The 12819-nt window shown below is 69.8% G+C and carries 11 protein-coding genes; 7 read left to right on the forward strand and 4 right to left on the reverse strand.

Annotated elements, in window-relative coordinates; genetic code table 11:
* Nucleotides 1-25: 25 nt before the first annotated feature.
* Nucleotides 26-1900 (forward strand): vWA domain-containing protein, encoded by a 1875-nt coding sequence (locus L2C96_RS34895; protein ID WP_027936417.1) that lies wholly within the window; start codon nt 26-28, stop codon nt 1898-1900.
* Nucleotides 1901-1966: 66 nt separating this feature from the next.
* Here the strand turns inward: L2C96_RS34895 and L2C96_RS34900 are convergent, their stop codons facing one another.
* The 4 genes from L2C96_RS34900 to sdhC are packed head-to-tail and all read right to left on the reverse strand — an operon-like array spanning nt 1967 to nt 5434.
* On the reverse strand, nt 1967-2740 hold the full coding sequence (locus L2C96_RS34900) for a succinate dehydrogenase iron-sulfur subunit (RefSeq protein WP_020421790.1): 774 nt from the start codon (nt 2738-2740) through the stop codon (nt 1967-1969).
* Between the two features lies 1 nt (nt 2741).
* A complete protein-coding gene (gene sdhA, locus L2C96_RS34905; protein WP_020421791.1) occupies nt 2742-4529 on the reverse strand; it encodes a succinate dehydrogenase flavoprotein subunit in 1788 nt (595 codons plus the stop codon).
* A 28-nt stretch (nt 4530-4557) separates the two neighbouring features.
* On the reverse strand, nt 4558-4977 hold the full coding sequence (locus L2C96_RS34910; protein ID WP_020421792.1) for a succinate dehydrogenase hydrophobic membrane anchor subunit: 420 nt from the start codon (nt 4975-4977) through the stop codon (nt 4558-4560).
* A gap of 7 nt (nt 4978-4984) precedes the next feature.
* Nucleotides 4985-5434 (reverse strand): succinate dehydrogenase, cytochrome b556 subunit, encoded by a 450-nt coding sequence (gene sdhC, locus L2C96_RS34915; protein WP_017986770.1) that lies wholly within the window; start codon nt 5432-5434, stop codon nt 4985-4987.
* A gap of 503 nt (nt 5435-5937) precedes the next feature.
* On the opposite strand from sdhC, the gene L2C96_RS34920 reads away from it, so the two are divergent.
* From L2C96_RS34920 to L2C96_RS34945, 6 genes are all read left to right on the forward strand, one after another.
* A complete protein-coding gene (locus L2C96_RS34920; RefSeq protein ID WP_237339220.1) occupies nt 5938-7041 on the forward strand; it encodes a BMP family lipoprotein in 1104 nt (367 codons plus the stop codon).
* Nucleotides 7042-7115: 74 nt separating this feature from the next.
* Nucleotides 7116-8648 (forward strand): ABC transporter ATP-binding protein, encoded by a 1533-nt coding sequence (locus tag L2C96_RS34925; RefSeq protein WP_017986772.1) that lies wholly within the window; start codon nt 7116-7118, stop codon nt 8646-8648.
* Nucleotides 8645-9736: an ABC transporter permease gene (locus L2C96_RS34930; protein WP_237339216.1), complete on the forward strand. Its 1092-nt coding sequence runs from the start codon at nt 8645-8647 to the stop codon at nt 9734-9736. Before L2C96_RS34925 ends, L2C96_RS34930 begins: the two co-directional genes overlap by 4 nt.
* Nucleotides 9733-11001 carry an ABC transporter permease gene (locus L2C96_RS34935; RefSeq protein WP_020421795.1) on the forward strand — a complete coding sequence of 423 codons (1269 nt, stop codon included), beginning with the start codon at nt 9733-9735 and terminating at the stop codon, nt 10999-11001. Before L2C96_RS34930 ends, L2C96_RS34935 begins: the two co-directional genes overlap by 4 nt.
* A complete protein-coding gene (locus L2C96_RS34940; RefSeq protein WP_020421796.1) occupies nt 11001-11390 on the forward strand; it encodes a cytidine deaminase in 390 nt (129 codons plus the stop codon). The genes L2C96_RS34935 and L2C96_RS34940 overlap by 1 nt, the downstream gene beginning before the upstream one ends.
* Nucleotides 11387-12661, forward strand: coding sequence for a thymidine phosphorylase (locus tag L2C96_RS34945; RefSeq protein ID WP_237339217.1), 1275 nt, complete (start codon nt 11387-11389; stop codon nt 12659-12661). Before L2C96_RS34940 ends, L2C96_RS34945 begins: the two co-directional genes overlap by 4 nt.
* Nucleotides 12662-12819: the final 158 nt, after the last annotated feature.

Here is a 12819-nt window from a genome sequence, read left to right on the forward strand (position 1 = left end):
GCATCGATCACACGGATGGGGGATCATGTTCCGACTTTCCAGGCTCCTCCCGGCGGCCGTCGCTGGTCTGCTGGCCGTCGGGCTCGCCCCAGCCCACGCACAGGCACAGGCGCAGCCCGAAGCGCAGCAACCCGCCTACGCCCCGACCATGCTCGTCCTCGACGGGTCCGGCTCGATGAAACAGGCGGACGCCACCGGCACCAAGATGGACGCCGCGAAGAGCGCCCTCCGCCGGTTCATCGGGTCGGCTCCCGCGGAGGCTGAAGTGGGCCTCACCGTCTACGGCACCCGCACCGGCTCGTCCGACGCCGAGAAGGCCCAGGGCTGCCAGGACGTCCAGGTCCTCAGCCCCCCGAAGACCATCGACAAACCCGCCCTCACCGCGGCCGTCGACGGCATCCAGCCCAGCGGCTACACCCCGATCGGCACCGCCCTGCGCACCGCCGCCGCCGCGCTCCCGCAGACCGGTCCGCGCGCGATCGTCCTCGTCTCCGACGGCGAGGACACCTGCGCCCCGCCCGACCCGTGCGAGGTCGCCAGGGAACTGACCGCCCAGGGCGCCAAGGTCGTCGTGCACGCGGTCGGCTTCGACGTCGACGCCAAGTCCCGCGAGCAGCTCACCTGCATCGCCCAGGTCACCGGCGGCACCTACAGCGACGCGCCCGACGGCAAGACCCTGGAGCGCATCCTGCCGCGCGTCTCCGCCACCGCGCTGCGCACCTACGAGCCCGCGGGCACCCCGATCGCCGGCGCCGCGAGCTGGGACACCGCGCCGGTCGCCGCCTCCGGCCAGCACCTGGACACCCTCGGCCAGAAGGAAACCCGCTACTACGCGGTCGACGTCCCGCAGGGCGCCACCGCCTACTTCAGCGGCACGATCTCCTTCCCCCGCCTGCCCGGCGTCGACCGGCTCGACGACATCAACTCGCTCCAGCTGCGCGTCTACGGCGCGGGCGGCGAGGACTGCCACGCCTTCCTGTCCGAGCAGGCGACCATGTCCAGCGACGGCGTCGCCCTCACGATCGCCAAGGCCTGGGACGGCGCCACCGAGCCGAAGAAGGGCAGCGGCAGCACCGACAACTGCCGCGGCGGCGGGCGGTACTACTTCGCCTTGACCTGGGACCGCGTGTCGGCCGAGGTGCCCGAGCGGCTGCCGGTCGAACTGCTCGTCGGCGTCGAGCCCGCGGTCGCCGACGGTGGCCCCGAGGCAGTCCTGCCCACCACCGCGTTCACCGAACCCACCGGCGCCGGCACGCCCGTGGTCGGCGGCGGCTCGTTCAACGTCGCCGCCCCGCTGACGGGCAGCGGCCGCTACACCGACACTCTCCAGCGCGGCGAGTACGTGTTCTACCGCGTCAAGCTGGGCTGGGGCCAGGGCCTGGCCTACCGCGTCCACTTCGGACAGGCGGGCGGCAGCGGCGTCGACAACGTCTCGAACATCGCCACCACCGCCTACAACCCGTACCGCGCCGAGATCGACTCCGACACCACGGTCTTCACCGGCTCCGGCGGCGTGCTGCCGACCCAAGACGCGATCGCCACCGCGCCCGTGCGCTACCACAACCGCGAGGCCGACGACTCGACGGTGCGCACGCAGGCCGTCGCGGGCTGGTACTACATCGCGGTCAAACTGGGCGCGACCTTCGACGAGGGCGACAACGTCCCGGCCCCGGTCACGCTGGACCTCACGGTGGCAGGCACGCCGGAACCCGGCCCGGCCTACACCGGCCCGAGCGGGGGCGTCTTCGGCGACGACCAGCCCACCGAAACCGCTGAGGCCACGCCCCTCGCCGAGGCCACCGGCGAAGGCACGCCCGTCTGGCCGTTCTGGCTCGGCGGCGCGGCCGTCGTGGTCGTGGCCGCGATCATCGTGCTCGCCGTCCGCGGCCGCCGCACCTGACCGACGCACCACCAACGAGAGAGGCCCCCTCGCCACCAGGGCGAGGGGGCCTCTTCCACAGGAACCTCAGACGCGCTTGAACAGCAGCGCGCGCTTTACCTCCTGGATCGCCTTCGTCACCTGGATGCCACGCGGGCACGCGTCGGTGCAGTTGAAGGTCGTGCGGCAGCGCCACACGCCCTCGGCGTCGTTCAGGATGTCCAGCCGCTCCTCGGAGCCCTCGTCACGGCTGTCGAAGATGAACCGGTGGGCGTTGACGATCGCCGCCGGGCCGAAGTACGACCCGTCGTTCCAGTACACCGGGCACGACGAGGTGCACGCCGCGCACAGGATGCACTTGGTGGTGTCGTCGAACCGCTCGCGGTCCGCCGCCGACTGGATCCGCTCGCGCGTGGGCTCGTTGCCGTAGGTGATCAGGTACGGCTTCACCGCCCGGTACGCCTCGAAGAACGGCTCCATGTCGACGTAGAGGTCCTTCAGCGTCGGCAGGCCCTTGATGGGGGCCACGGTGACGGTGGTCTCCTTGCCGTCCTTCGCCAGCAGGTCCTTGACGAGCACCTTGCAGGCCAGCCGGTTGATGCCGTTGATCTGCATCGCGTCCGAACCGCAGATGCCGTGCGCGCACGACCGGCGGAACGACAGCGTGCCGTCCACGTAGTTCTTGATGTTGAACAGCAGGTTCAGCACCCGGTCGGTCGGCAGCGCCGGGACCTCGTAGGACTCCCAGTGCGGCGCGTCGTCGATCTCCGGGTTGAACCGCTGGATCTTCACCGTGATGGTGACCGAGCCCTCGGGCGCGGGAATGCCGTTCACGGTCTTCTGTTCGGCTACCGCGGTCATGTCAGTACTTCCGCTCCATCGGCTCGTACCGGGTGAAGGTCACCGGCTTGTAGTCCAGCCGGATGTCGGCCATGAACCCGTTGATGCCCAGCGGGGCGTCCGGGTCGGGCGTTTCCGGCAGCATCTTGTACGACATCGAGTGCCGCATGAAGTTGACGTCGTCGCGGTTCGGGTAGTCCTCGCGGGCGTGCCCGCCGCGGGACTCCTTGCGCGCCAGCGCCGCGTTGACCAGCGCCTCGGCCAGGTCGAGCAGGAAGCCCAGCTCGATCGCCTCGAGCAGGTCGGTGTTGTACCGCTTGCCCTTGTCCTGGATCGAGATCCGGCCGTAGCGCTCCTTGAGCCGCTGCACGTCGGTCAGCGCGGTCTTCAGCGTGTCCTCGGTGCGGTACACGGCCGCGTTGGTGTCCATGGTCTGCTGCAGCTCGGTGCGGATGTCCGCGACCCGCTCGCCACCGTGCGCGGTGCGCAGGTGGTCGACCATGCCCTCGACCATCTTGGCCGGGTTCTCCGGCAGCTCGACGAAGTCGTGGTTGTTGGCGTACTCGGCGGCGGCGATGCCGGCGCGGCGGCCGAACACGTTGATGTCCAGCAGCGAGTTGGTGCCCAGCCGGTTCGCGCCGTGCACCGACACGCACGCGACCTCGCCGGCGGCGTAGGCGCCGGGCAGGACGGTGTCGTTGTCGAGCAGGGCCTCGCCGTGCACGTTCGTCGGAATGCCGCCCATCGCGTAGTGCGCGGTCGGGTACACCGGCACCGGCTCCTTCACCGGGTCCACACCCAGGTAGGTGCGGGCGAACTCGGTGATGTCCGGCAGCTTCGTCTCCAGGACCTCGGCGCCCAGGTGGGTGCAGTCGAGGAGCACGTAGTCCTTGTGCGGGCCGGCGCCGCGGCCTTCGAGGACCTCCAGGACCATCGACCGGGCGACGATGTCGCGCGGCGCGAGGTCCTTGATGGTGGGGGCGTAGCGCTCCATGAACCGCTCACCCGAGGCGTTGCGCAGGATCGCGCCCTCACCGCGGGCGCCCTCCGTGAGCAGGATGCCGAGGCCGGCCAGGCCGGTCGGGTGGAACTGGTAGAACTCGATGTCCTCCAGCGGCAGGCCCTTGCGGTAGTAGATGCCCATGCCGTCGCCGGTGAGGGTGTGCGCGTTCGACGTGGTCTTGAAGACCTTGCCGAAGCCACCGGTGGCGAACACGACGGCCTTCGCCTGGAAGACGTGGATCTCGCCGGTCGCGAGCTCGTAGGCGACCGCGCCGGTGGCGACGGGCCCGTTCTCGGTCTCGGTCGTGATCATGTCGAGCACGTAGAACTCGTTGAAGAACTCGATCCCGTGCTTGACGCAGTTCTGGTACAGCGTCTGCAGGATCATGTGACCGGTGCGGTCGGCCGCGTAGCAGGCCCGGCGCACCGCGGCCTTGCCGTGGTCACGGGTGTGCCCGCCGAACCGGCGCTGGTCGATCTTGCCTTCCGGTGTCCGGTTGAACGGCAGGCCCATCTTCTCCAGGTCGAGCACGGCGTCGATGGCCTCCTTGGCCATGATCTCCGCCGCGTCCTGGTCGGTCAGGTAGTCGCCGCCCTTGACCGTGTCGAAGGTGTGCCACTCCCAGTTGTCCTCCTCGACGTTGGCCAGGGCGGCGCACATGCCGCCCTGAGCCGCGCCGGTGTGGGAGCGGGTCGGGTAGAGCTTGGTGAGGACCGCGGTGCGGGCCCGCTGGCCCGCCTCGATGGCGGCGCGCATCCCGGCGCCACCGGCGCCCACGATCACCACGTCGTACTTGTGGAACTGCATGTCCGCTTCTTCCTCGGGTGGTGGTGGGTCAGCTGCCGGCCATGTCGGGGTCGAAGGTGAAGATCACCAGGGTGCCCACGAACAGGATGATGACCATCGACACGTAGAGCACGATCTTCAGCCAGAAGCGCGTGCTGTCCTTGCGCGCGTAGTCGTCGATGACCGTCCGGAGGCCGTTGCCGCCGTGCAGCTGGGCCAGCCACAGCATCGCCAGGTCCCAGAACTGCCAGAACGGCGAGGACCAGCGGCCTGCGACGAAGCCCCAGTTGATCCGGTGCACGCCGCCGTCGAGGATGTTCATGATGAACAGGTGGCCGAGCACCAGTACGACCAGTGCGAGGCCGGAGATCCGCATGAACAGCCAGCTGTAGAGCTCGAAGTTGCTGCGGCGGGCGGCGGGGCGCCGCGGCGAGCGCGGCTTGTCGAGTGCGAGGGTCTCGGTTGCCATCTCTCGCTCAGCCTCCGAACATTTCCGACACCGTGCGCCACATCATCGCGATGGCACCGGGGATCATGACGAGCACCCAGATGACGGCGACCGTCCACAGCATGTGCTTCTGGTACTTGGTGCCCTTCGACCAGAAGTCGACCAGCATGACCCGGATGCCGTTCAGCGCGTGGAACAGCACGGCGCCGACCAGGCCGACCTCCATGAGGTTGACCAGCGGGGTCTTGTAGGTCTCGATGACCTCGTTGTACGTGTCGGGGGAAACCCGGACCAGCGCGGTGTCGAGGACGTGGACGAACAGGAAGAAGAAGGTGAGCACGCCCGTGATCCGGTGCAGGACCCAGGACCACATGCCCGGGTCGCCCCGGTAGAAGGTCCCGCTCCGGCGTGAGGCACCCGCCCGATCGCTCGCCTCCGCCGCCGTCTGGTCGGCGGCGGTGCTCGCCGTGGTGGACATCGGTGTACGGCCTCCAACGTCGTGGTTGGACTGTGCCCGGCTGACCTGCGAATCCACCGGGCCGCGGGAGCGTCCACCTGGGACTTCGCAGGCGCCCCGGCGGGGTGTTCAAGGCCATCGAGCTTGGATAAAGGGGATGCTAGACCTGCTCGCCATACCGCACTCAACCTGTGGTTGGTGTGTGTGATCGACCAGACACCCTCTGCGTGTCGCAGGTCTCATCCCCGTTAGCACGGCGGTCAAACTTCGCGAAGTGAGGTGAATCTCCCTCACTCGGTCGGGTGGGCGTGACTCAATGTGATTGAACTGTCGCCGTGCCGGAGAACAAGCAAACATTTAGGTTACGTGCTGTGGCTCTGGCATGGCCATTTGCTCACAGGCGGGTACCGTTCGCCCGTCGAGCCCGGCAATGAGCCGGGTCGTTCTCGGGTCCGCTGGAACACCAGCGGGGAGGGAGAGACAGGGTGCGTAAGACGCGTGCCACCACACTGGCTGCCACCGCCATGGCGGCGGCGCTCGCGCTGGCGGGGTGTGCGAAGGACTCCGGCACCAGCGGGAGCAGCAACAACGACAACGCCGCGGCCGGTTCCTGCGTCACGGCACAGGCGCCGGCGGCCACCGCGGCTTCGACGACTTCGAGCGCCGCGGGCGAGCGGGTCGACGCCAGCAAGCTGCGGGTCGCGCTCGCGTTCGACATCGGGGGCCGTGGTGACGCGTCGTTCAACGACGCCGCCGCCGCGGGCGTGGACAAGGCCAAGGCCGACATGGGCGTCACCGACGTCCGGGAGAGCACCGCGTCGCCGACCGAGGACGAGGCCGCCAAGGAGCAGCGCCTGACCCAGCTGGCCGCGGACGGCTACAGCCCGATCCTGGCGATCGGCTTCGCCTACGCGAGCGCCGTGCAGGCCGTCGCGCCGAAGTTCCCGAACACCCAGTTCGCCATCGTGGACGACGACTCGGTGACCGCGCCGAACGTCACCCCGCTGGTGTTCTCCGAGGAGCAGGGCTCCTTCCTGGTGGGTGTCGCGGCGGTCTACAAGAGCAAGAACTGCCACGTGGGCTTCGTCGGCGGCGTGAACACCCCGCTGATCCAGAAGTTCGAGGCCGGCTTCATCGCGGGCGCGAAGGCCGCGTCGAACAAGGTGCAGATCACCAGCGACTACCTGACCCCGGCCGGTGACAACACCGGTTTCCAGGACCCGGCGAAGGGCAACATCAAGGCCGCCGCCGAGTTCTCCGCCGGCGCCGACGTGGTCTACCAGGCCGCAGGCGCCTCCGGCAAGGGCGTCTTCCAGGCCGCGAGCGCGGCCAAGGGCCTCGCCATCGGTGTCGACTCCGACCAGTACAACCAGTCGACCGTCGCCGAGTACAAGGACGTCATCATGACCTCCATGCTCAAGCGGGTCGACGTGGCCGTGTACGACTACATCCGGGCGCTGGCGAGCAACACGCTGAGCTCCCTGCCCAAGCGGTTCGACCTGTCGGTGGACGGCGTCGGCTACTCCACCTCCGGTGGCAAGGTCGACGACATCAAGCCGCAGCTCGAGGGTTACAAGCAGGCGATCATCTCGGGCGCGATCACCGTCCCGACCACGCCGCAGAAGTAGATCTTTTCCAGCCGCGTCCGGGGCTCGGGAGGGTGATCCCTTCCCGGGCCCCGTGCGCCGTTTCCGGGGGTCTCATGACCAACTCTCCACCGGCCGTCGAGCTGCGCGGCATCACGAAGCGCTTTCCCGGCGTGGTCGCCAACTCCGACGTCAACCTGACGGTGGCGTCGGGCGAGGTCCACGCCATCTGCGGCGAGAACGGGGCCGGCAAGTCCACCCTGATGAAGATCCTCTACGGCATGCAGCCGCCGGACGAGGGCACCATCGCGATCAACGGCGAGCAGATCAGGCTGCGCAACCCGCAGGACGCGATCCGCGCCGGCATCGGCATGGTGCACCAGCACTTCATGCTCGCCGACAACCTGACCGTGCGGGAGAACGTCCTGCTCGGCGCCGAGAACCTGCACGGCATCGGCCGCGCGGCGCGCGCGAAGCTGGCCGAGCTGGAGAAGCAGGTCGGGCTGTCCGCGCCGCTGGACGCGCTGGTCGAGACGCTGGGCGTCGCCGACCGGCAGCGCGTGGAGATCATGAAGGTGCTCTACCGCGGCGCGCGCATCGTCATCCTCGACGAGCCGACCGCGGTGCTCGTGCCGCAGGAGGTCGACGCGCTGTTCGAGACGGTGCGCGGCATGCAGGCGCAGGGCTTCACCTTCATCTTCATTTCGCACAAGCTCGACGAGGTCCGCGCGATCGCCGACACGGTCACCGTGATCCGGCGCGGCACCACCGTCGGCACCGCCGACCCGAAGAAGATCTCTTCGCGCGAGCTGGCGGAGATGATGGTCGGGTCCGAGCTGCCCAGCCCGGAGACCCGCGAGTCGACGGTCACCGACCGGGACGTGCTGCGCGTGTCCGGTCTGCGGCTGACCGTCGAAGGCTCCGAGCGCGCGGTGCTCGACGACATCACCTTCACCGTGCACGCGGGCGAGGTGCTCGGCATCGCCGGTGTCGAGGGCAACGGCCAGACCGAACTGGTCGAGACGATCATGGGCATGCGCAAGGCCAGCGGCGGGTCGATCGAGCTGGTCGACGCCGACGGCACGGCGCGCGACCTGACCGGACTCGGCACGCTCGCCCGGCGGGAGGCCGGCATCGGCTACGTGCCCGAGGACCGCACCCGCCACGGCCTGCTGCTCACGCAACCGTTGTGGGCCAACCGGATCCTCGGCTACCAGACCCGGCGGCCGGTCTCCAAGGGCCAGCTGCTCGACATCCCCGGCGCCCGCAAGGACACCGAGCGGATCGTCGCCGAGTACGACGTCCGCACGCCCGGCATCGAGGTGCCCGCGGCGGCCCTGTCCGGCGGCAACCAGCAGAAGCTGGTCGTCGGCCGCGAGCTGTCCGGCAACCCGGTGCTGCTGATCGCCTCGCACCCGACCCGCGGCGTCGACGTCGGCGCCCAGGCGCTGATCTGGGAGCAGATCCGCCAGGCCCGGCACGACGGCCTCGCGGTGCTGCTGATCTCGGCCGACCTCGACGAGCTGATCGGCCTGTCCGACACCATCCGCGTCATGCTGCGCGGACGTCTGGTGAGCGAGGCCGACCCGGCCACGGTCACACCTCAGGAACTGGGCTCTGCCATGACCGGAGCGGAGGAAGCCGCGTGACCTCCTGGCGCACCAAGGTGCTGCCGCCCCTGCTGGCGATCGTCTTCTCGGTGCTGATCTGCTCGATCGCACTGCTGATCTCCGGAGCCGATCCGCTGCAGGCCTACGGCACCATGATCGGTCAGCTGTTCAAGGGCACCACCGCCGTGGACACGGTGAACCTGGCGACGGTCTACTACCTGTCCGGGCTCGCGGTGGCCATCGGCTTCCAGATGAACCTGTTCAACATCGGTGTCGAGGGCCAGTACCGCTTCGCGGCCGTCGTCGCCGCGATCGTCGGCGGGGCGTTCGTGCTGCCGCCGGTGATCCACGTCGTCTTCATCATCCTGGTCGCGGCGCTGGCCGGCGCGATCTACGCGGCGGTGCCGGCGATCCTCAAGGTGACCCGCGGCGTCAGCGAGGTCATCTCGACGATCATGCTCAACGCGATCGTCGGCGGCATCGTGGCGTTCCTGATCAACCCCGACCAGTTCGGCGTGTTGACCGGGAACAACCTCAAGACCGAGGAGATCGCCCCGTCAGGCCGGGTGCCGAACATCCCGATCGGCGGCGGCGAGCTGTTCGGGTTCGTGATCATCGCCGCGGTCATCGGGTTCGCCTACTGGTTCATGCTCAACCGCACCCGGTTCGGGTTCGAGCTGCGCGCCAGCGGCGAGTCGACCACGGCGGCGGCCGCGGGTGGCGTCAACGCGAAGAAGATGACGTTGATCGCGATGCTGCTGTCCGGCGCGGTGGCCGGCCTGGTCGCCGTCCCCGAGCTGGTCGGCCGCGACTTCACCTACGCCATCACCTCCACCCAGGGCTACGGCTTCACCGGCATCGCGGTCGCGCTGCTGGGCCGCAACCACCCCGGCGGCATCGCGCTCGGCGCGCTGCTGTGGGCGTTCCTGGACAAGTCGGCGGTGTCGCTGGAACAGGTCGACGTGCCGAAGGAGATCGCGACGATCATGCAGGGCGCGATCGTGCTGTCGGTCGTCGTGGCGTACGAGATCGTGAAGCGGGCCGACCTGGCCGCCGCGCAGCGCCGCGTCGGCCGCGCGCTGTCGGGCGGGCGTCCCGCTTCGGTGAGTGAAGGGGGTGCGGTGTGAGTCTCGCGACGGAAACCGCGGCGCCGCTGACCGTGCCGCCCGCTCCGCGCAAGCGCCGGATCCCCGGCTGGGCGCGGGGGATCATCTGGGCGATCGGGATCGTCGCGGTGCTGTCCACCGCGTCGTACCTGACCGGGGTCAACACGCTGACCTCGACCAACACCGCGCAGACCGCGCTGCGGCTCGCGCTGCCGATCCTGCTGTGCGCGCTCGGCGGTCTGTGGTCCGAGCGCGGCGGCGTGGTCAACATCGGGCTCGAGGGCATGATGATCCTCGGCACCTGGGGTGCGGCGTGGGGCGCCTACTACGGCGGCCCGTGGGCCGGCCTCGGCGCGGCGATCGTGTTCGGCGCGCTCGGCGGCCTGCTGCACGCGATCGCGACGGTGACGTTCAACGTCAACCACATCGTCTCCGGTGTGGCGATCAACCTGCTCGGGCTCGGCGTCGCCAAGTACCTGGCGACGCTGATCTTCGAGCCGTTGTCCGGCAACCCGCGGCAGTCGCCGACGGTGCCGACGTTCGACACCTACTCGGCGACGTTCCTGTCGAACTGGCTCACCGACCTGGAGGACCAGCAGCGGGTGTTCATCTCGGACGCGGCCGGCCTGCTCAACGGGCTCGTCACCGGGGTGGCGCCGCTGACGATGATCGCGATCCTGCTGGTGCCGGTGAGCTACCTGGTGCTGTGGCGGACGCGGCTCGGGCTGCGGCTGCGGTCGTGCGGGGAGAACCCGGTGGCGGCCGAGTCGCTGGGCATCAACGTGTACGCGCACAAGTACCTGGGCGTGCTGGTCTCCGGTGGCCTGGCCGGTATGGGCGGCGCGTCGCTGGTGCTGCTGCAGGGCGGTGGCGGTTACCTGGAGAACCAGACGAACGGCCGCGGGTACATCGGTCTGGCCGCGATGATCTTCGGCAACTGGCGGCCGGGTGGCCTGCTCGGCGGCGCGGCGCTGTTCGGGTACGCGGACGGTCTGCAGCTCTCCGGCGGTGGCCGGGCGGTGCTCGCGCTGCTGTACGGCGTGGTGCTGCTGCTGTTCGTGATCGTCGTGGTGCAGCTGATCCGCCGCCAGTGGATCGCGGCCGCGCTCGGCGTGGTCGGCGCCGGTGTCCTGTACTGGATCTACTGGTCGAACGACACGCTGCCGAGCGAGCTGACCCCGTACACCGCGCACGTGGTGACGTTGATCGTGCTGGCGGTGGCGTCGCAACGGCTGCGGCCGCCGAAGGCCGGCGGTGCCCGGTACCGGCGTGGCGAGGGGGACTAGTGAGCGAGATCGACTGGGAGGCGTTGCGCGCTCAAGCCGTCGAGGCGGCGAAGAGCGCGTACGCGCCCTACTCGGGGCTGCACGTCGGCGTGGCCGGGCTCGTGGACGACGGCCGGGTGGTCGTCGGCTGCAACGTGGAAAACGCTTCCTACGGGCTCGGGTTGTGCGCGGAGTGCACCATGGCCGGGCAGTTGCGGTTGAGCGGCGGTGGTCGCCTGGTGGCGGTGGCGTGCCGGTCCGGCAGCGGTGATCTGCTGATGCCGTGCGGCCGGTGCCGGCAGATCCTGTTCGAGCTGGGCGGCGGTTCGTGCCTGGTGGACACCCCGTCCGGGGTCCTGCCGATGACCTCGGTGCTGCCGGACGCGTTCGGTCCCGCGGACCTGCCGTGAAAGCGTTTGCGGCGGTCGACGTCATCCGGGCCAAGCGGGACGGCGGCGCGCTGAGCGACGAGCAGATCCGCTGGGTCGTGGACGCCTACACGCGTGGCGAGGTGGCCGAGGAGCAGATGGCCGCGCTGGCGATGGCGGTGTTCCTGCGCGGGATGGACGCGCGGGAGACGGCGACCTGGACCGGCGCGATGATCGACTCGGGTTCGCGGTTGTCGTTGCGCGTGGACCGGCCGACGGTGGACAAGCACTCGACGGGCGGGGTCGGCGACAAGATCACCTTGCCGCTGGCCCCGCTGGTCGCCTCGTGCGGCGCGGCGGTGCCCCAGCTCTCCGGGCGGGGGCTGGGGCACACCGGCGGGACGCTGGACAAGCTGGAGTCGATCCCCGGCTGGCGGGCCGCGCTGTCGGTCGGCGAGATCACGGCGCAGCTGAACTCGGTCGGCGCGGTGATCTGCGCGGCGACCTCCGGGTTGGCCCCGGCGGACCGGAAGCTGTACGCGCTGCGGGACGTGACGGGCACGGTCGAGTCGGTGCCGTTGATCGCCAGCTCGATCATGAGCAAGAAGATCGCGGAGGGCTCGGCAGGCCTGGTCCTGGACGTGAAGACGGGGTCCGGGGCGTTCATGAAGTCGCGTGAGCAGGCGCTGGAGCTGGCCAGGACGCTGGTCGAGATCGGCTCGGCGCACGGCGTGGCGACGACCGCTTTGCTGACGGACATGAACACGCCGCTCGGGTCCGCCGTGGGGAATGCGGTGGAGGTCGCCGAGGCCGTCGAGGTGCTGCAGGGCGGCGGGCCGGCGGACGTGGTCGAGCTGACGGTGGCCCTGGCGCGGGAGATGCTGGCGCTCGCGGACATCTCGGTGGACCCGGCTCGGGTGCTGGCCTCCGGTGAGGCGTACGAGACGTGGTGCCGGATGATCACGGCTCAGGGTGGTGATCCTGCCGCGCCGTTGCCGCAACCGGGGCACGTCACGGTGTTCGCTGCGCCGTCGTCGGGTTATCTGTCCGCTTTGGACGCGTACGCCGTCGGGGTGGCTGCCTGGCGGCTGGGTGCCGGCCGCGCGCGCAAGGAGGACCCGGTGCAGCACGCGGCCGGTGTCCGGTGCCTGGCCAAACCCGGTGACCGGGTGGTGGCGGGGGAGCCGTTGCTTGAGCTGCACACCGACACTCCCGATGCGGTGCCGGCCGCACTGGAGGCGTTGAGCGACGCGGTCCAGATCACTGACACACCCCCGGAACCGGGCAACCTGATCCTGCACCGCACCGACTGAGCGGCGCGAAGCCAGGGCTTTGAACAAAACCCGAGCCGGGTGGTCATCCCGTCGCCTGACACGCAACGATCACCTTGAGCCAGGGCCGCAACCCAGGCCGCCAACCGGCGGCCGACCATGCCAACCTTGCGGCCCTGGCTCAAGGTGATATGCACAAA

This window comes from Amycolatopsis tucumanensis (assembly GCF_021654135.1).
Taxonomy (GTDB): domain Bacteria; phylum Actinomycetota; class Actinomycetes; order Mycobacteriales; family Pseudonocardiaceae; genus Amycolatopsis_E; species Amycolatopsis_E tucumanensis.